We start from the raw sequence: 20,922 nt of genomic DNA, 5'->3' as shown, positions 1-20,922 counted from the left end.
CGGTGTCCTACTTGGTCGCTGTCCCGGAAGCGTTTTCCTCGGCCGTCACCGGACTGGCCGACATCGGATCGGCACTCCAGTCCGCCAACGCGGCAGCGGCCGGCCCCACCACCCGCGTACTGGCCGCGGCCGCCGACGAGGTGTCTGAAGCGGTCGCGGTGTTATTCGGCGCACACGCCCAGGGCTACCTGTCGTTGAGCGAACAGGCCGCGGTTTTCCATAGCCAGTTCATGCAGGCACTCAATGCGGCCGGCGGGTCTTATGCATTAGCCGAAGCCGCTAGCGCCGCGCCGCTGGACGCCGCCGGACAGGCGGTCTTCGGGGTGATCAACGCCCCCACCCAGTTACTGCTCGGCCGTCCGCTGATCGGTGACGGCGCCGCCGGCGGAACGGTCAACGGGGTCGGGCAGGCCGGCGGTGCCGGTGGCTTGCTGTTCGGCAACGGCGGCGCCGGCGGAGACAGCACTGCCACCGGAGTGGCCGGGGGCTCGGGTGGCAGCGCAGGTCTGCTGGGCAACGGCGGAGCCGGCGGCCGGGGCGGGCTGGGTGCTGTGGGCGGCGCCGGCGGCGCCGGCGGCTTGCTCTACGGCAACGGGGGCGCCGGCGGCACCGGTGGGGCCGCGGTTGCCGGTTTCAACGGCGGTCTGGCCGGGATGGGCGGCAGCGGCGGCAACGCCGCGGTGTTCGGCAGCGGGGGTCACGGTGGTCAGGGCGGCCAGGGACTGGCCGGAACCAGTGGCGTGAACCCCACGCCCACCGGACAGACGGCAGCGACCGGCGCCTTCGGCACCTTCAATTCAACGACGGCGGAACGACCATCATCAGCGGCGGCGGCACCGGCGGCACCGGCGCAGCGGGAGGCCCCGGAGTCGGCGGCGGCACCGGCGGAGAGGGTGGTCGAGGCATCGCCACGAGCAGTTCAGGCAGTGGAAAGGTCATGATCGGGCTAGGCGGCGCCGGTGGTAACGGTGGCGAGGCTGGCGCCGGTGCAGCTGGCGGTGCGGGGGGCGACGGTGGCCTTGGCTTCATGAATGACAACGCCGGCACGTCGGGTCTCGCCTTGGCGACCGGCGGTCGGGGCGGATTCGGCGCACCGGGCGGGGTATACGGCGGCCAAGGTGGTGACGGCGGGGCCGGCGGCGACGCGACGGCTACGGCGAATTACTTCACGCGGCCGACCGGCGGCGACGGCGGTGACGGCGGTTTCGGCGGGACGGGCATGTCCGGCAGCGCCGGCGGCGTCGGCGGCACCGGAGGCAGTGGCGGTCGCGGCGGACTGTTGATCGGCAACGGTGGCAACGGGGGTGCGGGCGGCCTCGGCGGTAGCGGAGGTGGTGGCGACTTCGGCGGCAACGGCGGCAACGGTGGCAACGGCGGTGCCGCCCAAATCAGCACCACCGGCAACCCGGTGGCAGGTGACGGCGGCGATGGTGGTGACGGCGGCGCCGGTGGAGCGGGCGGCGACGGCGGTGCCGGCGGAGCGGGAGGTCAGGGCGGTGGCGCCGGACTGCTCGCCGGCAGCGGCGGCGCGGGCGGAATCGGGGGCGTTGGCGGTAATGGAGGAACCGGCGGGGTGGGTGGCGACGGCGGCAACGGTGGTGCCATCGGCACCAACGGCACCGGCGCAACCGCCGGAAGTGGCGGCGATTTCGGCGCGGGCGGTCGCGGTGGCGCGGCGGGTGCGGCCGGCAGCGGCGGCAGCGGCGGAGCCGGTAGCGCCTTGAGCGGCAGCACCGGCGCGACGGGCGGCACGGGTGGGCCGGGTCAGGTCGGCGGCGACGGACAGAATGGCTCGCCTGGCAACAACGGCTAGCCAAGGGCCGCCGTCGCCAAGAATCCTTTGAGGATCCGCCAAGGATGCGGTCCGAGGCTATGCCGCATGCTGCGTCATGACCACGGCACCTCGCTCGCCGTCGACACCTTGTTGCACTATCCGATCGGTGGTGACGTTGCACCACCCGCCGAAGTCGATCTCGAACTGGTGCGCCCGATCCCGTTTCATTCCCTGTGCGAAGAGCACCTGTTGCCGTTCCACGGTGCCGTGCACATCGGCTACCTGCGCAGCGGAAAGCCGTTGAAGCATCCGGAATTCACCCGGATCGTCGATGCGTGCTCGAGTGGGATCCAGGTCCAGCAGCGCATGGCGACGCGGATCGGCCTGTGGGTGCACCACGAACTCGCCCCGTACGGGGTGGGCGTGTTGGTCGAGGGCGCCTACGCGTGCGCCGCGCCGCACGCCGACACCACCACCCTGGCGTTTTACGGCGCATTGCGGCACAGCGCCGAGCGCCAGCGCGACTTCCTCACCCGCACCAGACAAGAGCTCGTCAAATTAGCGGCCGAATGACCATGACCGATCTAGCTGTTGCTGAAACCGTCCATACCGCCACGATGCATCGTGACGACGCCCCGATCGGCAGGGTGGCGCGGTCTCATCTGCGGAAGCGGTTCGGTGCCTTGTCGTGCTGCCGTCGTTCCTGGTCCGACGACGGCAAGCACCTGTTCCTGCACGGTTTCGAGCTCGCGTTCGACATCGAATTCGCTTGCGCTGGAACCGAACCGGCACTTGACTGGCAGGTGCTCCAACACATCCGCGCCGCGCTGCGACGGCAGTTCGGCCACACCACCCTGATCGCCGCCAACGACCCGCAACGCGACTTGTTCGAACTGCTGGCCGACCGCGGTGTGGTCGACATCCGGATCGTGGAAAGCACCGCCACCGAAGCCTCGGCAGCCTGGACGTTCGACACCGTGGAGCGGACCCTCGCGCACGCCACCGGCGGCCGGACCTGGGTGTCGCGCATCGCCGCCCGGGAGAGCGGCAACGAGGTGATCACGCTGACGGCGCTGCCTGCTCAGAACGCTCAGCGCTAGCCAACGGGGTCCCTGCCGCGCGGAATACCAGTGACGGCCGGGATAGTTGTGGTGTATCACTGAAAGCCACAAATCTCCGACGGCACTTCACAGGGCGAAAAGGCGGCGCAGGTGAGCGAGGAAGCCCAGTCAACTGACCTGGCAGCAGCGGCGCGCGACAACCTCGCTGCCGAACTGGACCGGCTCAGGCAGCGGCGCGACCGGCTGGAGGTCGAGGTCAAGAATGACCGCGGCATGGTCGGTGACCATGGCGACGCCGCCGAAGCCATCCAGCGTGCCGACGAACTGGCCGTGCTCGCGGATCGGATCAACGAACTGGACCGACGGTTGAAGGCCGGGCCGGCCGACACCGATCCGTCGGATGCGTTGCCGGCCGGAACCGAGGTGACCCTGCGGTTCGCCGACGGTGAGGTGGTGACGATGCACGTCATCTCGATCGTCGAGGAGACGCCGGTGGGTCACGAAGCCGAGACGTTGACCGCCCGCAGCCCGCTGGGCCAGGCACTGGCCGGCCACCAAGCCGGCGACACGGTGACTTATTCCACCCCGCAGGGCCCCACCCAGGTGGAGCTGATCTCGGTGAAGTTGCCCAGTTGACGACGCTCCCGCCCGAACCTGACGCCGTGCCGGCCGGTGAGGACCAGCACAAATATCTGCACCTGACCACCCAGGCGCTGCGCTTTGTCATCACCGGCGTGTTCGCGGCCATCGTCGACTTCAGCGTCTACGTGGCGCTCTACAAGGGTGTGGGTCTGCAAGTTGACCTGTCCAAGTTCATCAGCGTGGTGATCGGCACCATCACCGCCTATCTGATCAACCGGCGGTGGACGTTCCAGGCCGCGCCGAGCCGTTCCCGGTTCGCCGCCGTCATGGCTTTGTACGGAGTCACCTTCGCCGTGCAGGTCGGTCTGAACCACCTGTGCCTGGCGCTGCTGCACTACCGCAGCTGGGCGATCCCGGTCGCGTTCGTGATCGCCCAGGGTGTCGCGACGGTCATCAACTTCGTGGTGCAGCGCACCGTGATCTTCCGCGTTCGCTGAGCCGGCTTCAGCGTTCGATTCGCCGCCGCACCCGGACGCTCGCGTCCCGCATCGTCGTCACCCGGGCTCGCGGTACCCTCTTGGACGATGTTCAGCGCTGATATACCGACCACCCCGACCCGGCTGACCGGGTTCGGCCGCACCGCGCCGTCGGTGGCCGATGTGCTTTCGACCCGTGATCCCGAAGTGGTGGCCAAGGCAGTCGCCCGCGTCGCCGAAGCCGGCGGCCGCGGCGTGATCGCCCGCGGCCTGGGTCGGTCCTACGGCGACAACGCACAAAACGGCGGCGGCCTGGTGATCGACATGACGGGGCTTAACCGCATCCACTCGATCAGCGCCGACACTCGGATCGTCGACGTGGAGGCCGGCGTAAGCCTCGATCAGCTGATGAAGGCGGCGCTGCCGTTCGGGCTCTGGGTCCCGGTACTGCCCGGAACCCGACAGGTCACCGTCGGCGGGGCGATCGGTTGCGACATCCACGGCAAGAACCATCACAGCGCGGGCAGCTTCGGCGACCATGTGCGGTCGATGGACCTGCTCACCGCGGACGGGCAGATCCGCCGCCTCACTCCCGACGGCGAGCAGGCCGAGCTGTTCTGGGCGACCGTCGGCGGCAACGGCCTGACCGGCATCATCCTGCGGGCCACCATCGAGATGACACCGACCGAGACGGCGTACTTCATCGCCGACGGCGTGGCGACCAAGGACCTCGACGAGACCGTCGCCGTGCACCTCGACGGCAGCGAGAACAAGTACACCTATTCCAGCGCCTGGTTCGACCTGATCAGTCCGCCGCCGAAGCTCGGCCGGGCTGCGGTCAGCCGCGGCAGTCTGGCGACGCTGGATCAACTGCCCCCGAAGCTGGCCAAGAATCCGCTGAAATTCGATGCACCGCAACTGCTTACGGTGCCGAACGTGTTTCCGGTCAGTGCGATGAACAAGCTGTCCTTCATGGCGATCGGCGAGGTGTATTACCGGCTGGGTGGCACCTACAGCGGCAAGATCATGAACCTGTCGCAGTTCTACCACATGCTGGACCTGGTCAGTGGCTGGAACAATGCTTACGGGCCAATGGGTTTCGCGCAGCATCAGTTTCTGGTCCCACCTGATGCGATGGACGAGTTCAAAGCGATCATCCGCTGGATCCAGACCCAGGGCCACTACTCGGCGCTCAACGTGTTCAAGCTGTTCGGCCCCGGCAATCGCGCACCGCTGAGCTTCCCGATGGCCGGCTGGAACGTCGCGATGGACTTCCCCAACAAGCCCGGCATCAATGAGTTCCTCAACGAACTCGACCGCCGGGTACTGCAATTCGGTGGCCGCGTCTACACCGCCAAGGATTCCCGCGTGAGCGCCGAGACGTTCCACGCCATGTATCCGCGCATCGACGAATGGATTGCGGTGCGCCGCAAGGTTGACCCGTCAGGGGTGTTCGCCTCTGACATGGCCCGACGTTTGGAGCTGCTCTAGATGGTGCTGGACGCTGTCGGTAATCCGCAGACCATCCTGCTGCTCGGAGGCACCTCCGAGATCGGGTTGGCCATCTGCGAACGCTATCTGCGCAACGCTGCCGCGCGAATCATATTGGCGGACTTGCCCGACCATCCCCGCAAGGCGGAAGCCACCGCCGCGATGACGGCGGCCGGCGCCAAATCCGTCGAATGGATCGACTTCGACGCCACCAGCACCGACAGCCATCCCGGAGTCATCGACCGAGCCTTCGCCGGCGGCGACGTCGACGTCGCCATCGTGGCGTTCGGCCTGCTCGGCGACGCGGAGGAGCTGTGGCAGAACCAGCGCAAGGCGGTTCAGATCGCCGAAGTCAACTACACCGCAGCGGTTTCGGTGGGTGTACTGCTGGGCGAGAAGATGAAGGCCCAGGGCTTCGGCCAGATCATCGCGATGAGCAGCGCCGCCGGGGAGCGGGTGCGGCGGTCGAACTTCGTCTACGGCTCCACCAAGGCCGGCCTGGACGGTTTCTATCTCGGGCTCGGAGAAGCACTGCGCGAGTTCGGCGTCCGGGTGCTGGTGATCCGTCCCGGCCAGGTTCGCACCACCACGACGATCGCATACTGGCAGGCGACCGGCGCCAAAGAAGCGCCGCTGACCGTCGACAAGGAGTACGTCGCCGACCTCGCGGTCACCGCTGCCGCTAAAGGTAAGGAATTGGTTTGGGCGCCGGCAACATTCCGCTACGTGATGATGGTGTTGCGGCACGTCCCGCGGAGCATCTTCCGCAAGCTGCCCATCTGACCATGCGCAATGCGCTGGCCACCGTGGGCCAGATGGCCGCTGCGGCCTTCGTGGCGATTGTGATAGCGGTCGTGTCGCTGTCGGCCATTTCGCGGGTGCAGTGGCCGGCGTTCCCGTCGTCCAACCAGCTGCACGCGTTGACCACCGTCGGCCAGGTCGGCTGCCTGGCCGGGCTGCTTGCCGTCGGGCTGGTGTGGCGGCACGGCCGGTTCCGCCGGCTGGCCCGGTTGGGCGGATTGGTGTTCGTCTCGGCGTTCACCGTTGTCACGCTCGGCATGCCGTTGGGAGCCACCAAGCTGTACCTGTTCGGGATCTCCGTCGACCAGCAGTTCCGCACCGAATACCTGACCCGGCTGACGGACAGTCCGCAGCTGCGCGACATGACCTACCTCGGGTTGCCGCCGTTCTACCCGCCGGGCTGGTTCTGGATCGGCGGACGGGCGGCGGCACTCACCGGGACGCCGGGCTGGGAAGCGTTCAAGCCGTGGGCGATCACCTCGATCACTGTCGCTGTTGCTGTCGCGCTGGTGTTGTGGTGGCGGATGATCCGCTTCGAGTACGCGCTGCTGGTCACCACCGCCACCGCGGCGGTGACGCTGGCCTACAGCTCCCCGGAGCCCTACGCCGCGATGATCACCGTGCTGCTGCCGCCGGTGCTGGTGTTGACCTGGTCGGGATTGCGGGCGGCTGCCCGCCCCTCGGTCGAGCGTCACGCTGGCGTGACGTTCGACGACGACAGCCACGCTGGCGTGACGCTCGGCGGGACAGCTGGCGGGGCAGTCGATGGGAGCCACGCTGGCGTGACGCTCGACGACGACAGCCACGCTGGCGTGACGCTCGGCGGGACAGCCGGCGGGACAGTCGACGGGAGCCACGCTGGCGTGACGCTCGACGACGAGAGCCACGCTGGCGTGACGCTCGGCGGGACAGCGGGCTGGGCGGCCGTCGTCGGCGCCGGATTGTTCCTCGGCTTCACCGCCACCTGGTACACCCTGCTGTTCGGCTACACCGCATTCGCGGTCACGCTGATGGCGCTCGGCCTGGCCGCTGCGCGATGGCGCACCGACAAGAGAGCCGCCCTGGACCCGCTGTACCGACTGGCCGTCATGGCGGTGATCGCGGCGGTGATCGGATCCATCACCTGGCTGCCCTTCCTGTCGCGCGCGCTGCGCGACCCGGTCAGCAACACCGGCAGCGCCCAGCACTACCTGCCGCCTGACGGCGCCCAGCTGACCTTCCCGATGCTGCAGTTCTCGCTGTTGGGCGCGATGTGCCTGCTGGGCACGCTGTGGCTGGTGATCCGGGCCCGCAGCTCGGTGCGGGCCGGCGGGCTGGCCATCGGCGTGCTGGCGGTCTACCTGTGGTCGCTGCTGTCGATGCTGACCACCCTGGCGCGGACCACCCTGCTCTCGTTCCGGCTGCAGCCCACCCTGTCGGTGCTGTTGGTCGCGGCCGGAGTCTTCGGATTCATCGACGGCGTGCACGCGCTGACCAGGCGCCGTCGCGCGTGGTTCCCGGTCGCCGCGGCGATCGGGCTCACCGGGGCCATCGCCTTCAGCCAGGACATTCCCGACGTGCTGCGGCCCGACCTGACCATCGCCTACACCGACACCGGCGGCGACGGCCAGCGCGGCGACCGGCGCCCGCCCGGCGCGGAGAAGTACTACGCGGCCGTCGACGCCGCCATCCAGCACGTGACCGGCAAACCGCGCGATCAGACCGTGGTGCTCACCGCCGATTACAGCTTCCTGTCGTTCTATCCCTACTGGGGCTTCCAGGGTCTGACGTCGCACTATGCGAATCCGCTGGCGCAGTTCGACAAGCGGGCCGGCGCGATCGAAAGCTGGTCCCAGCTCAAGACCGCGGACGAGTTGATCCGGGCACTGGACACGCTGCCCTGGCCACCACCGACCGTCTTCCTGATGCGCCGCGGCGCCGGCAACACCTACACGCTTCGCCTGGCCGAGGACGTCTACCCCAACCAGCCCAACGTCCGTCGCTACACCGTGGACTTCAAAGCGGCGCTATTCAGCGATCCGCGCTTCGCCGTCGAGACCATCGGCCCGTTCGTGGTGGCCGTCCGCAGGCCGAGCGGCTGATGGCGACCGACACGGCACCCGCCGCCGCTCAACAACTAGCATCTACCTCCGTGAGCGAACCGGGAGCAAACTACCGAATCGCTCGGCTCGTCGCCGTCGTCGCGGGTCTGCTGGGAACCGCCCTGGCCCTGGCAACGCCGCTGCTACCGGTCAAGCAGACCACCGCCCAGCTCAACTGGCCGCAGAACGGCACCTTCGGCAGCGTCGATGCGCCGCTGATCAGTTACGTGGCCACCGACCTGAACATCACCGTGCCCTGCCAGGCCGCCGCCGGGCTGGCCGGTCCGCAGAACGCCGGCAAGACGGTCCTGCTGTCCACAGTGCCCAAACAGGCCCCCAAAGCCATCGACCGGGGGCTGCTGCTGCAACGCGTCAACGACGACCTGGTGCTGATCGTGCGCAACGTGCCGGTGGTCACCGCCCCGATGAGCGAGGTGCTGGGACCGTCCTGCCAGCGCATGACGTTCACCGCGCACGCGGACCGGGTCATCGCCGAATTCGTGGGACTCAAGCAGGGTCCGACGACCGAGCATCCCGGACGGCCGCTGCGCGGCGAGAAAAGCGGGTACGACTTCCGGCCGCAGATCGTGGGGGTGTTCACCGACCTGTCCGGGCCGGCGCCCCCGGGTCTGAGCTTCTCGGCGACCGTCGACAGCCGCTACAGCACCAGCCCGACGACGCTGAAGATGGCCGCGATGGTCCTGGGGCTGCTGATGACCGCGGCCTCGCTGATCGCGCTGCACATTCTGGACACCGCCGACGGCACCCGCCACCGCCGGTTCCTGCCGTCGCGGTGGTGGTCGGTCGGCGGGCTGGACGTGCTGGTCATCGCGGTGCTGGGGTGGTGGCACTTCGTCGGCGCGAACACCTCCGACGACGGCTACATCCTCACCATGGCCCGGGTGTCCGAACACGCCGGCTACATGGCGAACTACTACCGCTGGTTCGGCACGCCCGAGGCGCCGTTCGGCTGGTACTACGACCTGCTGGCGATCTGGGCGCACGTCACCACGGCCAGCATCTGGATGCGGCTGCCGGTCCTGGTGATGGCGCTGACCTGCTGGTGGGTGATCAGCCGGGAAGTCATCCCCCGACTGGGTCACGCCGTCAAGAAGAGCCGGGCCGCGGCGTGGACGGCGGCCGGGATGTTCCTGGTGGTGTGGCTCCCGCTGGACAACGGCCTGCGGCCCGAGCCGATCATCGCCCTGGGCATCCTGCTGACCTGGTGCTCAGTGGAACGCGCGGTGGCGACCAGCCGGCTGCTGCCGGTGGCGATGGCGTGCATCATCGGCGCGTTGACGTTGTTCTCCGGACCGACCGGTATCGCCTCCATCGGTGCGCTGCTGGTGGCGATCGGCCCGCTGCGCACCATCCTGCACCGGCGCTCCAAGCAGTTCGGGATCCTGCCGCTGGTGACGCCGATCCTGGCCGCCACCACCGTCACCGTGATCCTGATCTTCCGCGATCAGACGCTGGCCAGCGAGATGCAGGCCAGCCTGCTCAAGCAGGCGGTGGGGCCGAGCCTGAAATGGTTCGACGAGCACATCCGCTACGAGCGGTTGTTCATGCCCAGCCCGGACGGTTCGGTGGCGCGCCGTTTCGCGGTGCTGGCGCTGCTGGTCGCGCTGGCGATCGCGGTGGCGATGTCGCTGCGCAAGGGCCGCATCCCCGGCACCGCGGCCGGCCCGAGCCGCCGCATCATCGGCATCACCATCATCTCGTTCCTGGCGATGATGTTCACCCCCACCAAGTGGACACACCACTTCGGGGTGTTCGCCGGGCTGGCCGGTTCGCTGGGCGCGCTGGCCGCGGTGGCGGTGACCGGTGCGGCGATGCGGTCTCGGCGTAACCGCACCATGTTCGCGGCCGTGGTGATCTTCGTGATGGCCATGTCGTTCGCCAGCGTCAACGGCTGGTGGTATGTGTCGAACTTCGGTGTGCCGTGGTCGAATTCGTTCCCGAAGTGGCGCTGGTCGCTGACCACCGCGCTGCTGGAACTCACCGTGGTGGTGTTGCTCATCGCCGCGTGGTTCCACTTCAAAACCACCGACGACGACCGGCCCGGCAAATTCCAGCAGACCCGTGTCGGCGCTCCGATTTCGCGAATCCTGCAGTCCCCGTTGGCAGTTGCGACGTGGTTGCTGGTGTTGATGGAAGTCGCCTCGCTCACCTCGGCGATGATCTCGCAGTACCCGGCCTGGACGGTGGGCCGCTCCAATCTGCAGGCGCTGACCGGCCGCACCTGCGGATTGGCCGAAGACGTACTGGTGGAACTCGACCCCGTGGCCGGGATGCTGGAACCGGTGAGTGCGCCGGTCGCCGACGCGCTGGGTGCGGGTCTGTCGGAAGCCTTCACGCCCAACGGAATTCCCGCCGACGTCTCTGCCGACCCGGTGATGGAACGGCCGGGCGACCGTAATTTCGCCAGCGACGACGGTGTGGTCACCGGCAGCGACCCCGGCACCGAGGGCGGCACCACCGCCGCGCCGGGCATCAACGGTTCCCGGGCGAGCCTGCCGTTCAACTTGGAACCGGCCCGCGTCCCGGTGCTGGGCAGTTGGCGCTCCGGAATCCAGGTGCCCGCCACGTTGCGCTCGGGCTGGTACCGGCTGCCACCGAAGGATCAGCGCAGCAAGACGCCGCTGCTGGTGGTCACGGCGGCCGGCCGGTTCGACCCGCGCGAGGTCCAGGTGCAGTGGGCCACCGATGAACAGGCTGCCGCCGGAAAGCACGGTGGCTCAATGGGATTCGCGGATGTGGGCGCGGTCCCGGCCTGGCGCAACCTGCGTACGCCGTTGTCCGCGATCCCCGACTCCGCCACGCAGATCCGCCTGGTGGCCGACGACGACGACCTGGCCCCGCAGCACTGGATCGGCCTGACCCCACCCCGGGTCCCGAAGCTGCGCACGCTGCAGGACGTGGTGGGCCCCAACGATCCGGTGTTCCTGGACTGGCTGGTCGGGCTGGCGTTCCCGTGCCAGCGGCCGTTCGGCCACCAGAACGGCGTCGTCGAGGCGCCCAAGTGGCGCATCCTGCCCGACCGGTTCGGCGCCGAAGCCAACTCCCCGGTGATGGATCACCTCGGCGGCGGCCCGCTGGGCATCACCGAACTGCTGGCCCGCGCGACCACGGTGGCCAGCTATCTCAAGGACGACTGGTTCCGGGACTGGGGCGCGCTGCAGCGGCTGTCGCCGTTCTACCCCGACGCCGTGCCCGCCCGCCTCGAACTCGGCACGGTCACCCGCAGCGGCCTGTGGGATCCGGCGCCGCTGCGCAAGAGCTGACCGCGGTCACGCCCTCGCGCTGTCGGCGGCATCGGACGGCTTCGGCTGGGCCGCACGGTGCAGGTGCAGGCTTCCGCCGCCGGCCCGCTTCGCTTCGTACATGGCTGCGTCGGCTTTCCGCAGCAGATCATCGAGGGAGAAGTACGGATCCTGGGCGGCCGCGTGCGCCGCGACGCCGACGCTCGCGCTCAGGGAGACCGCGTCGATCCGGGTGAACGTCATAGCGTCGAGCCGGTGCAACAGCGCAGCCATGTCGTCGGTCTCGTTTCCGAAAACGACGAGTACCAGCTCGTCGCCGCCAATCCGTGCGGTGATCTCCTCGGCACGTGCGATCGACCGCAGCTTCAGAGCCAACGCGATCAGGGCGGCATCGCCGACCGAGTGGCCGTGCGCGTCGTTGAGGGCTTTGAACCGGTCGATGTCGCACACCGCGACGGCCACCGTGGCGCCCGGCGGCTGTCGTCGAACCGCGACCTCGAACGAGGCATTCAGTCCGCGTCTGTTGCGCAGCCTGGTCAGCGGATCGTAGTGCGCTGAGCGCGCCGTGCGGCGGATCGCCCGGCGACCACCTTCGATCAACACCACGCCGGTCAGGGGCACAACGACCACCCAGGTCAGCGCGGGCATGTAGTAGACGAACAGGCCGAAGGCGTCGGCGTCGTCGACGATCACCGCCCAAACGGTGATCCCCCCGATCACCCCGGTGGCGAATCCGCAATGCCATAAGAGCGCAGCCGTACCCAGCAGGAACGCGGCGAAGACAGCGATCAGACCCAGATACAGCGTGGCGCACAGGCGCGATTCGGGCGTCGCCATGGTCGCGGCCGCAACGGCAATCGCCACGTCCCCCCACATCGCGAAGGCCAGCGCCTGCCGGTATCTCGGCCAGTGGCCGAGCAGCCACACCACGCCGTAGGCGACACCGGTGCAGGCGATACCGAGTTGCACCCAGCTGGCGAGCGGCCCCGCGGGACCGCTCGGCACGAATTGAACCGCCACGACCAGACCGGCCAGACAGAAGCAGCACGCCGCGGCGGCCGCTCGGAACGGCCTCATCAAGCGTCCTTCACGCAGCGCACGCGTGGCGAAACGGTATTCGCTCCTGCCCACGTCGTCCCCCAGGGTGCTCTGCCGGTAACCGAAGACTAGCGGTTAGCCGTCGACGACGAGGCCGCATTGGCGTCAGGCACAGAGCCCCCCAGCGGCCCTGCATCCTCAACGCACTGACCGGCGTCGCCTACGATCGAGCCTCGTGTCCCCCGACGGTAATGAGCGATCCCACCGGATCGCCAGGTTGATCGCCGTCGTCGCCGGGGTCACCGGTCTGCTGTTGTGCCTGCTGGTCCCGCTGCTGCCGGTGCGGCAGACCACCGCGACCATCCGGTGGCCGCAGGGCACCCAGGACGGCAACATCAGCCAGATCACGGCGCCGCTGGTCTCCGGCGCACCTCGGGCACTCGACATCTCCATCCCCTGCTCGGCGATGGCCACCCTGCCCGCTGACGGCGGGCTGGTGTTGTCCACCTTGCCGGCGGACGGCTTCCAGACCGGCAAGCACGGCCTGTTCGTCCGGGCCAACAAGGACACCGTCGTCGTCGCGTTTCGCGACACCGTGGCCGCCGTGGCGCCGCGGGCGGCCATCGCCGCCGGCGGCTGCCAAGTGCTGCATGTCTGGGCCGACGCCGGCGGCGCGGGCGCGGACTTCGTCGGAATCCCCAACGCGGCGGGCAAGCTGCCCCCGGAGAAGAAGCCGCAGGTGGGCGGTATCTTCACCGACCTGAAAGTGCCGCCCCAGCCCGGTTTGTCGGCCCGAGTGGACGTCGACACCCGGTTCATCCTGGCGCCCACCGCGCTGAAAACCGTCGCGATGGTGTTGGGAGTGCTGGCCGTCCTGGTAGCCATCGGCGCGCTGGGCGCGCTGGACCGGCTCGGCCGCGGCGATTCGGTACGGCATTGGCGCTCGTCGGTCGCCTGGTTGGCGCGCTACCGCCCACGCGGGCAGCGGCCCCGGACCGGGCGGGTCGGGCTGGCCACCTGGATCGCCGATGCCGGGGTGATCGCGACGCTGCTCGGCTGGCATCTGATCGGTGCCATCACCTCCGACGACGGCTACAACCTGACCCTGGCCCGGGTGGCGCCGAAGGCCGGTTACGTCGCCAACTACTACCGCTACTTCGGGACGACGGACGCGCCGTTCGACTGGTATCTGAGCGTGCTGTCCACGATGACGCAGGTGAGCACGGCGGGGGTCTGGATGCGGCTGCCCGCCACCCTGGCCGGCATCGCCTGCTGGCTGATCATCAGCCACTGCGTGTTGCGCCGGCTCGGGCCGGGCGCCGGCGGACTAGCCACCAACCGAGTCGCGGTGTGGACCGCGGGCGCGGTGTTCATCGCCGCGTGGTTGCCGTTCAACAACGGCTTGCGGCCCGAGCCGCTGATCGCCTTGGGTGTGCTGATCACCTGGATGATGGTGGAACGGTCGATCGGCCTGGCCCGCCTGGCGGCGGCCGCGGTGGCCATCATCGTCGCGGTGTTCACGGTGACGCTGGCCCCCCAGGGGTTGATCGCGGTCGCACCGCTGCTGACCGGAGCCCGCGCCATCGCGCAGACTATTCGCCGGCGCCGCGCCGTCGACGGCGTGCTGGCCCCGCTGGCAGTGCTGGCGGCGGCGTTGTCGCTGATCACCGTGCTGGTGTTCCGGTCGCAGACGTTGGCCACGGTGGCCGAGTCCGCCCGGATCAAGTACACGGTCGGGCCGACGATCGCCTGGTACCAGGACTTCCTGCGCTACTACTTCCTCACCGTGGAGAGCAACGCCGACGGTTCGATGGCGCGCCGGTTCGCCGCGTTGATCCTGCTGCTGTGCATGTTCGGGATGTTGTTCGTGCTGTTGCGGCGCGGCCGAGTGCCCGGACTGGCCTCCGGACCGGCCTGGCGATTGATCGGCAGCACGGCGATCGGCCTGCTGCTGCTGACGTTCACCCCGACCAAGTGGGCGATCCAGTTCGGCGTCTTCGCCGGGCTGGCCGGCGCGCTGGGTGCGGTCACCAGCTTCAGCGTGGCCCGGATCGGCCTGCACAGCCGCCGCAACCTGGCCCTGTACGTCACCGCGCTGCTGTTCGTGCTGGCGTGGGCTACGTCGGGCATCAACGGCTGGTTCTACGTCGGCAACTACGGCGTGCCGTGGTACGACATTCAACCGGTCGTGGCCAGCCACCCGGTGACGTCGATGTTCCTGACGTTGTCGATTCTCACCGGCCTGCTGGGCGCCTGGTACCACTTCCGGATGGACTTCCGGAAAGTCTCAGCCGGACACACCGAGGTCAAGAACAACCGGCGCAACCGGGTGCTGGCCTCCACACCGCTGCTGGTGGTGGCGGTGATCATGGTGCTGGGTGAGGTCGGTTCGATGGCCAAGGGCGCGGTGTTCCGCTATCCGCTCTACACCACGGCCAAAGCCAACCTGCGGGCCTTGGAGTCGAGCAGCAGCTGCGCGATGGCCGACGACGTGCTGGCCGAACCCGACTCCAACGCCGGCATGCTGCAGCCCGCGCCGAACCAGCAGTTCGGGCCGGACGGTCCGCTGGGCGGGGTCAACCCGTTCGGCTTCAAACCCGACGGCGTGGGCGAGAATCTGCAATCCGACCCCGTGGTCAGCAAGCCCGGGGTGGTCAATTCCGACGCCTCCCCCAACAAACCCAACGCGGCCATCACCGACTTGGCGGGCACCGCCGGCGGCAAGGGACCCGTCGGCGTCAACGGCTCCCACGCCGCGCTCCCGTTCGGGCTGAACCCCGCGACCACCCCGGTGATGGGCAGCTACGGCGAGAACAACCTGGCCGCGCGCGCCACCTCAGCCTGGTACCAGCTGCCGGCACGCAGGCCGGACCGGCCGCTGGTGGTGGTCTCGGCCGCCGGGGCCATCTGGTCTTACAAGGAGGACGGCGACTTCATGTACGGCCAGTCGCTGAAACTGCAGTGGGGTGTGGCCAAACCCGACGGCAACATCGCTCCACTCGGTGAGGTGTTCCCCATCGATCTCGGGCCGCAACCGGCCTGGCGTAACCTGCGCTTCCCGTTCGCCTGGGCCCCGCCGGAGGCGAACCTGGCGCGCATCGTGGCCTACGACCCGAACCTGAGCTCCGAACAGTGGTTCGCGTTCACCCCGCCCCGGGTGCCGGAACTGCAGCCCCTGCAGCAGCTGATCGGTTCGCAGCGGCCGGTGCTGATGGACATCGCGACCGCCGCCAACTTCCCCTGCCAGCGGCCGTTCTCCGAACATCTCGGCATCGCCGAACTCCCGGATTACCGGATCCTGCCCGACCACAAACAGACCGCGGTGTCGTCGAACCTGTGGCAGTCCGCCCAGACCGGCGGGCCGTTCATGTTCACCCAGGCGCTGCAGTGGACGTCGACGATCTCGACGTACCTGAGCGGTGACTGGTATCGCGACTGGGGATCGGTGGAGCAGTTCCACCGGCTGGTCCCGCCGGACCGGGCGCCGGATGCCGTCGTCGACCAGGGTGTGGTCACCGTCCCCGGCTGGAGCCGGCAGGGACCCATCAGGGCGCTGCCATGACCGCCGCGAACCCCGGCGCAGACCCGGGCGCGAGCCACGTGAAAGCGACCCGGTGGGTGGCGACCATCGCCGGGCTGATCGGGTTCGTGTTGTCCGTCGCGACACCGCTGCTGCCGGTGGTGCAGACCACCGCGATGCTCAACTGGCCGCAGAACGGTCAACTGAATAGCGTCACCGCACCGCTGATCTCACTGACACCGGTCGACTTCAAAGCCTCGGTGCCGTGCAGCATCGAACGCGACATGCCAGCTGAGGGCGGCGTGATCCTGGGCACCGCGCCCAAGCAGGGTAAGGACGCCAACCTCAACGCGCTGTTCGTGGTGGTCAGCGCCAAGCGGGTGGACGTCACCGACCGCAACGTGGTGATCCTGTCGGTGCCGCGCGAGCTGATGCGTTCCCCCAACTGCGAGCGCATCGACATCTCCTCCACGCACGCTGGCACCTTCGCCCAGTTCATCGGGCTCAAAGATCCCGGTGGCGGGCCGCTGCGCGGCGGTTTCCCCGACCCGAACCTGCGCCCGCAGATCGTCGGGGTGTTCACCGACCTCAGCGGGCCGGCGCCGCCGCAGCTGAAACTCTCGGCGACCATCGACACCCGGTTCTCCACCACCCCGACCACCTTGAAGCTGCTGGCGATGGTCGGGGCCATCGTGGCCACCATGGTCGCGCTGATCGCGCTGTGGCGCCTCGACCAGCTGGACGGCCACCGGATGCGGCGCTGGATACCGGCGAACTGGCGCACGTTCACTCTGCTCGACGGCGTGATGATCTTCGCGTTCCTGCTGTGGCACGTGATCGGGGCCAACTCCTCGGACGACGGTTACATCCTGGGCATGGCCCGCGTCGCCGACCGGGCCGGTTACATGTCCAACTACTTCCGCTGGTTCGGCAGTCCGGAAGACCCGTTCGGCTGGTACTACAACCTGTTGGCGCTGATGACCCACGTCAGCGACGCCAGCATCTGGATGCGGCTGCCCGACCTGTTCGCCGGGCTGGTGTGCTGGCTGCTGCTGTCCCGCGAAGTGCTGCCCAGGCTCGGTCCGGCGGTGGCGGCCAGCAAACCCGCCAACTGGGCCGCAGCGATGGTGCTGCTGACCGCGTGGATGCCGTTCAACAACGGCCTGCGGCCGGAGGGCATCATCGCACTCGGCTCGCTGGTCACCTATGTGCTGATCGAGCGGTCGATGCGCTACAGCCGGTTGACCCCGGCGGCGCTGGCCATCATCACCGCGGCGTTCACCCTGGGTGTGCAACCCACCGGGCTGATCGCGGTAGCCGCACTGGTGGCCGGTGGCCGGCCGATTCTGCGGATCCTGGCCAAACGCCGGCGCATGGTCGGCGGCACCCTGCCGCTGCTGGCGCCGATGCTGGCCGCCGGCACCATCATCCTGACGGTGGTGTTCGCCGACCAGACGCTGTCAACGGTGTTGGAAGCCACCAGGGTTCGCAGCAAGATCGGACCGAGCCAGGCCTGGTACACCGAAAACCTGCGCTACTACTACCTGTTCCTGCCGACGGTGGACGGGTCGCTGTCGCGTCGGTTCGGGTTCCTGATCGCCGCGCTGTGTCTGTTCACCGGGGTATTTATCATGTTGCGCCGCAAGCGGATTCCCGGTGTGGCCCGCGGGCCGGCCTGGCGGCTGATGGGCGTCATTTTCGGCACCATGTTCTTCCTGATGTTCGCCCCCACCAAGTGGGTGCATCACTTCGGCCTGTTCGCTGCGGTGGGTGCCGCGATGGCCGGGTTGACGACGGTGCTGGTGTCGCCAACGGTGCTGCGCTGGTCGCGTAACCGGATGGCTTTCCTGGCTGCGGTGTTGTTTGTGGTGGCCCTGTCCTTCGCCACCACCAACGGGTGGTGGTATGTGTCCAGCTACGGTGTGCCGTTCAACAGCACCATGCCCAAGATCGCCGGAATCACCGTCAGCACAATGTTTTTCGTGCTGTTCGCGCTGGCCGCGGTGTACGCGGCGTGGCTGCATTTCGCGCCCCGCGACAGCGGCGAGGGCAAGCTGGCCCGGTTGCTCACCACCGCTCCGGTGTCCCTGGCAGCCGGCTTCATGGTGCTGGTGTTCGTCGCGTCGATGGGCATCGGGATCGTGCGCCAGTACCCCACGTACTCCAACGGCTGGTCCAACCTGCGTGCCTTCACCGGCGGTTGCGGACTGGCCGACGACGTACTCGTCGAGCCGAATCCCAACGACGGTTTCATGACGCCGCTACCCGGCGACTACGGACCGTTGGGTCCGCTGGGTGGCACCGATCCCGTCGGCTTCTCGCCGAACGGGGTGCCCGAACACACCGTCGCCGAGGCGGCGGTGATGAAGCCCAACCAGCCCGGCACCGACCATGACTGGGACGCGCCCACCAAGCTCAAGACCCCCGGCATCAATGGTTCGACGGTGCCGTTGCCCTACCAACTCAATCCGGCGCAGGTGCCGCTGGCCGGCACCTACACCACCGGCGCCCAACAGCAGAGCAAACTCGCTTCGGCGTGGTACTCGCTACCCAGACCCGATGACGGTCATCCGCTGGTGGTGATCACCGCAGCGGGCAAGATCACCGGCAACAGCGTGCTGCACCACTACACCACCGGCCAGACGGTGGTGCTGGAGTACGCCCGTCCCGGCGCCGGCCCGCTGGTCCCGGCCGGGCGACTGGTGCCGGACGACCTGTACGGGGAGCAGCCCAAGGCGTGGCGCAACCTGCGGTTCGCCCGCGACAAGATGCCCGCCGACGCCATCGCGGTGCGGGTGGTGGCCGAGGACCTGTCGCTGACCCCGGAGGACTGGATCGCCATCACTCCGCCGCGGGTGCCCGAACTGCGCTCCCTGCAGGAATACGTCGGCTCAACGCAGCCGGTGCTGCTGGACTGGGCGGTCGGGCTGGCGTTCCCCTGCCAGCAGCCGATGCTGCACACCAACGGCGTCACCGAGATCCCGCGGTTCCGCATCACGCCGGACTACAACGCCAAGAAGCTGGACACCGACACCTGGGAGGACGGCACCAACGGCGGCCTGCTCGGCATCACCGACCTGCTGCTCAACGCGCACGTGATGGCCACGTACCTGTCCCGGGACTGGGCGCGGGACTGGGGGTCGCTGCGCAAGTTCGACACTCTGGTCGACGCGCCGCCGGCACGGCTGGATCTGGGGGAGGCGACGCGCAGCGGGTTGTGGTCGCCGGGACAGATCCGGATCAAGCCGTAGCCCGGACTGATCCACCGAGCCTGTACTCAGGTCATGCACCGTCCGCGTGTCGGCACCGTGAATTCAGGCTCGGCGCCGTGCATTCAGGCTCAGCGCCAGACCAACGCGCCTAACGTCCCCGCGGGAGCGGCGGCGACTCGCCGACGACGGCGCCGGCCGCGTCCAGCGCCTGCAGCCGGTAATACCCGTCAGCCTTGGCGCCTAACGGAATCGGTGTGTCGTAGCCGGTCCAGTCCACGGTGGCCACCTCCATCATCGCGTCACTCAGCGGCCCGTGCAGCAGTCGCCACCGCGTCACCCCGGTGGCGCCGTTCCAGCTGGCGCGGACGCCGCTGTCGGTGAAGATCAACTGCGGCGGGCCGACGGGGTCGCCCACCCAGACGTCGAGGAAGGCGCGATAGGTGCCATCCAGCAGCGTGGCGTCGTAGATCAGCTCCCCGGTCGGCCCGAACTCGGCGAGGTGTCCGGCGGTACCCCAACCGGAGAAGGTGTTGCCGCCGGGCAGTTGCTGCAGGTTGCCCATGGCGCCGGCGCTGAGGTTGCCGGGGTGTGGCTGGGCGCGGATCAGGCTGGCTTTGCGCGCGGTGAAGTCCAGGTGGATCCACTTGAGGCTGCTCGGGACCGATCTCCCGCCGGGTTGGGCGCGGCTACCTTCGAAGTGGTTGTCGAACAAGGTCAGCGTCTCCGCGTCCGGCATCTCGGCGTCGTGCTGGAAGGCGAACTCGACACCGTCGCCGAGTTCGAAACTCGAGTGCTTGCCGCCGAGTTGCCAGTTGATCGCCCCGGTGCGCGGGTCGACGTTGAATACGGTGGACAGCGCCCGCATGCTGAGCAGCAGGTTGCCCGCGGGATCCAGCGCGATCGAGTTCAGGTGGTAGGGGTCCAGCACTTGGCCGGCGGTGTATTTGGCGGGTGAATCGGCCACCGGCACGCGGCTGAGCGCGTCCCACCGGAACAGCGTCCGCTTGGACGCCACGTCGACCACTGCGGCGACGCAGTTGTAGATCCTGCCGTCTTTGGGACCGCCGATGGCGGTGTGGTCGGTGGTCACCTCCTGGTAGCAGCTGATCAGGGCATGGCCGTCCGGGGTGAGCCGAAATTCGTGAATGTCCGACGCGAGGTCTCCGCCGGGGGTGAGAGTGTCGATTACGTTGTAGTGCTCGTCGGCGATGTAGTTGACGCCGGCACCGTGGCTGCCGACTCGGGTGCCCTGCCACCAGGTGAGCACCGGCCGCCCCCGCCAGGTCTGCACCCGTAGGTTGCCCGCGGTCTGGTCGGGCGGCAGTTCACGGTGCCAGACCACCTTCCCGCTGCGATCGGCGACGACGAGCACCACGGTGCGGCCGGCTCGGGCGCCCGGGTCAGCGGCCGTGGTGCCGGCGACGAAGAACAGGTAGCCGGGTGCGCCGCCGGGCTTGTTCACGGTGACGGTGTAACCCAATGATCGGGCCGAGACCTCGGCGCCGCCGGGCGGCGGTGGCGTGGACGGTGTGGCCGTCGGCTCGTCCTGATCGGACCCGCACGCTGCGACGCTGCCGGCGGCCATGACGCCCGCCGCGACACCGAACCGCCGCCTCGATATCC

The 20,922-nt window shown here is 68.8% G+C and carries 12 protein-coding genes and 1 pseudogene; 11 read left to right on the top strand and 2 right to left on the bottom strand.

Annotated elements, in window-relative coordinates; all coding sequences use genetic code 11:
* The first annotated feature begins 2 nt into the window (after window positions 1–2).
* The 9 genes and pseudogenes from AC5Y5Z_RS11015 (at window position 3) to AC5Y5Z_RS10975 (ending at window position 11,550) form a co-directional block, all read left to right on the top strand.
* Window positions 3–1,813: pseudogene (locus AC5Y5Z_RS11015) on the top strand (PE family protein).
* Between the two features lie 66 nt (window positions 1,814–1,879).
* Window positions 1,880–2,347 carry a GTP cyclohydrolase I gene (locus AC5Y5Z_RS11010; protein ID WP_473138628.1) on the top strand — a complete coding sequence of 156 codons (468 nt, stop codon included), beginning with the start codon at window positions 1,880–1,882 and terminating at the stop codon, window positions 2,345–2,347.
* On the top strand, window positions 2,344–2,874 hold the full coding sequence (locus tag AC5Y5Z_RS11005) for a 6-carboxytetrahydropterin synthase (RefSeq protein WP_463826163.1): 531 nt from the start codon (window positions 2,344–2,346) through the stop codon (window positions 2,872–2,874). The genes AC5Y5Z_RS11010 and AC5Y5Z_RS11005 overlap by 4 nt, the downstream gene beginning before the upstream one ends.
* Before the next feature lie 111 nt (window positions 2,875–2,985).
* Entirely contained in the window at window positions 2,986–3,471 is a 486-nt protein-coding gene (locus tag AC5Y5Z_RS11000) for a GreA/GreB family elongation factor (protein ID WP_473138631.1), read from the top strand.
* A 77-nt stretch (window positions 3,472–3,548) separates the two neighbouring features.
* The gene (locus AC5Y5Z_RS10995) at window positions 3,549–3,914 is read left to right on the top strand and encodes a GtrA family protein (RefSeq protein WP_463826422.1); all 366 of its coding nucleotides are present in this window, start codon (window positions 3,549–3,551) and stop codon (window positions 3,912–3,914) included.
* A gap of 87 nt (window positions 3,915–4,001) precedes the next feature.
* A complete protein-coding gene (dprE1, locus tag AC5Y5Z_RS10990) occupies window positions 4,002–5,384 on the top strand; it encodes a decaprenylphosphoryl-beta-D-ribose oxidase (RefSeq protein ID WP_499925107.1) in 1,383 nt (460 codons plus the stop codon).
* Window positions 5,385–6,167 (top strand): decaprenylphospho-beta-D-erythro-pentofuranosid-2-ulose 2-reductase, encoded by a 783-nt coding sequence (gene dprE2 / locus AC5Y5Z_RS10985; RefSeq protein WP_463826166.1) that lies wholly within the window; start codon window positions 5,385–5,387, stop codon window positions 6,165–6,167. It begins immediately after the preceding gene.
* A gap of 2 nt (window positions 6,168–6,169) precedes the next feature.
* Window positions 6,170–8,266: a galactan 5-O-arabinofuranosyltransferase gene (locus tag AC5Y5Z_RS10980; protein ID WP_499925106.1), complete on the top strand. Its 2,097-nt coding sequence runs from the start codon at window positions 6,170–6,172 to the stop codon at window positions 8,264–8,266.
* Window positions 8,266–11,550 carry an arabinosyltransferase domain-containing protein gene (locus AC5Y5Z_RS10975; RefSeq protein ID WP_499925104.1) on the top strand — a complete coding sequence of 1,095 codons (3,285 nt, stop codon included), beginning with the start codon at window positions 8,266–8,268 and terminating at the stop codon, window positions 11,548–11,550. Before AC5Y5Z_RS10980 ends, AC5Y5Z_RS10975 begins: the two co-directional genes overlap by 1 nt.
* 6 nt (window positions 11,551–11,556) lie before the next feature.
* Here AC5Y5Z_RS10975 and AC5Y5Z_RS10970 read toward each other — a convergent pair whose 3' ends face one another.
* Window positions 11,557–12,606: a GGDEF domain-containing protein gene (locus AC5Y5Z_RS10970; RefSeq protein WP_499925103.1), complete on the bottom strand. Its 1,050-nt coding sequence runs from the start codon at window positions 12,604–12,606 to the stop codon at window positions 11,557–11,559.
* Window positions 12,607–12,802: 196 nt separating this feature from the next.
* Between AC5Y5Z_RS10970 and AC5Y5Z_RS10965 the strand changes: the two genes are divergently transcribed.
* Window positions 12,803–16,129, top strand: coding sequence for an arabinosyltransferase domain-containing protein (locus AC5Y5Z_RS10965; protein WP_499925102.1), 3,327 nt, complete (start codon window positions 12,803–12,805; stop codon window positions 16,127–16,129).
* Complete coding sequence (gene embB, locus AC5Y5Z_RS10960) at window positions 16,126–19,338, top strand: arabinosyltransferase EmbB (protein ID WP_499925100.1); 3,213 nt, start codon at window positions 16,126–16,128, stop codon at window positions 19,336–19,338. Before AC5Y5Z_RS10965 ends, embB begins: the two co-directional genes overlap by 4 nt.
* 109 nt (window positions 19,339–19,447) lie before the next feature.
* Here embB and AC5Y5Z_RS10955 read toward each other — a convergent pair whose 3' ends face one another.
* Entirely contained in the window at window positions 19,448–20,884 is a 1,437-nt protein-coding gene (locus AC5Y5Z_RS10955; protein ID WP_499925099.1) for an arylsulfotransferase family protein, read from the bottom strand.
* Window positions 20,885–20,922: the final 38 nt, after the last annotated feature.

This window comes from Mycobacterium sp. NGS29 (assembly GCF_059812965.1).
The sequence above is the reverse complement of the archived record's forward strand: the minus strand, read 5'-3'. Positions and strand labels throughout refer to the sequence as shown.

What these genes read in the sequence shown, in the direction of transcription:
- AC5Y5Z_RS11010 (WP_473138628.1), top strand. Translation starts at nt 1,880, where the DNA reads ATGCTGCGTCATGACCACGGCACCTCGCTCGCCGTCGACACCTTGTTG.
- AC5Y5Z_RS11005 (WP_463826163.1), top strand. Translation starts at nt 2,344, where the DNA reads ATGACCATGACCGATCTAGCTGTTGCTGAAACCGTCCATACCGCCACG.
- dprE1 (WP_499925107.1), top strand. Translation starts at nt 4,002, where the DNA reads ATGTTCAGCGCTGATATACCGACCACCCCGACCCGGCTGACCGGGTTC.
- dprE2 (WP_463826166.1), top strand. Translation starts at nt 5,385, where the DNA reads ATGGTGCTGGACGCTGTCGGTAATCCGCAGACCATCCTGCTGCTCGGA.
- AC5Y5Z_RS10980 (WP_499925106.1), top strand. Translation starts at nt 6,170, where the DNA reads ATGCGCAATGCGCTGGCCACCGTGGGCCAGATGGCCGCTGCGGCCTTC.
- AC5Y5Z_RS10975 (WP_499925104.1), top strand. Translation starts at nt 8,266, where the DNA reads ATGGCGACCGACACGGCACCCGCCGCCGCTCAACAACTAGCATCTACC.
- AC5Y5Z_RS10970 (WP_499925103.1), bottom strand. Translation starts at nt 12,606, where the DNA reads ATGAGGCCGTTCCGAGCGGCCGCCGCGGCGTGCTGCTTCTGTCTGGCC.
- embB (WP_499925100.1), top strand. Translation starts at nt 16,126, where the DNA reads ATGACCGCCGCGAACCCCGGCGCAGACCCGGGCGCGAGCCACGTGAAA.
- AC5Y5Z_RS10955 (WP_499925099.1), bottom strand. Translation starts at nt 20,884, where the DNA reads ATGGCCGCCGGCAGCGTCGCAGCGTGCGGGTCCGATCAGGACGAGCCG.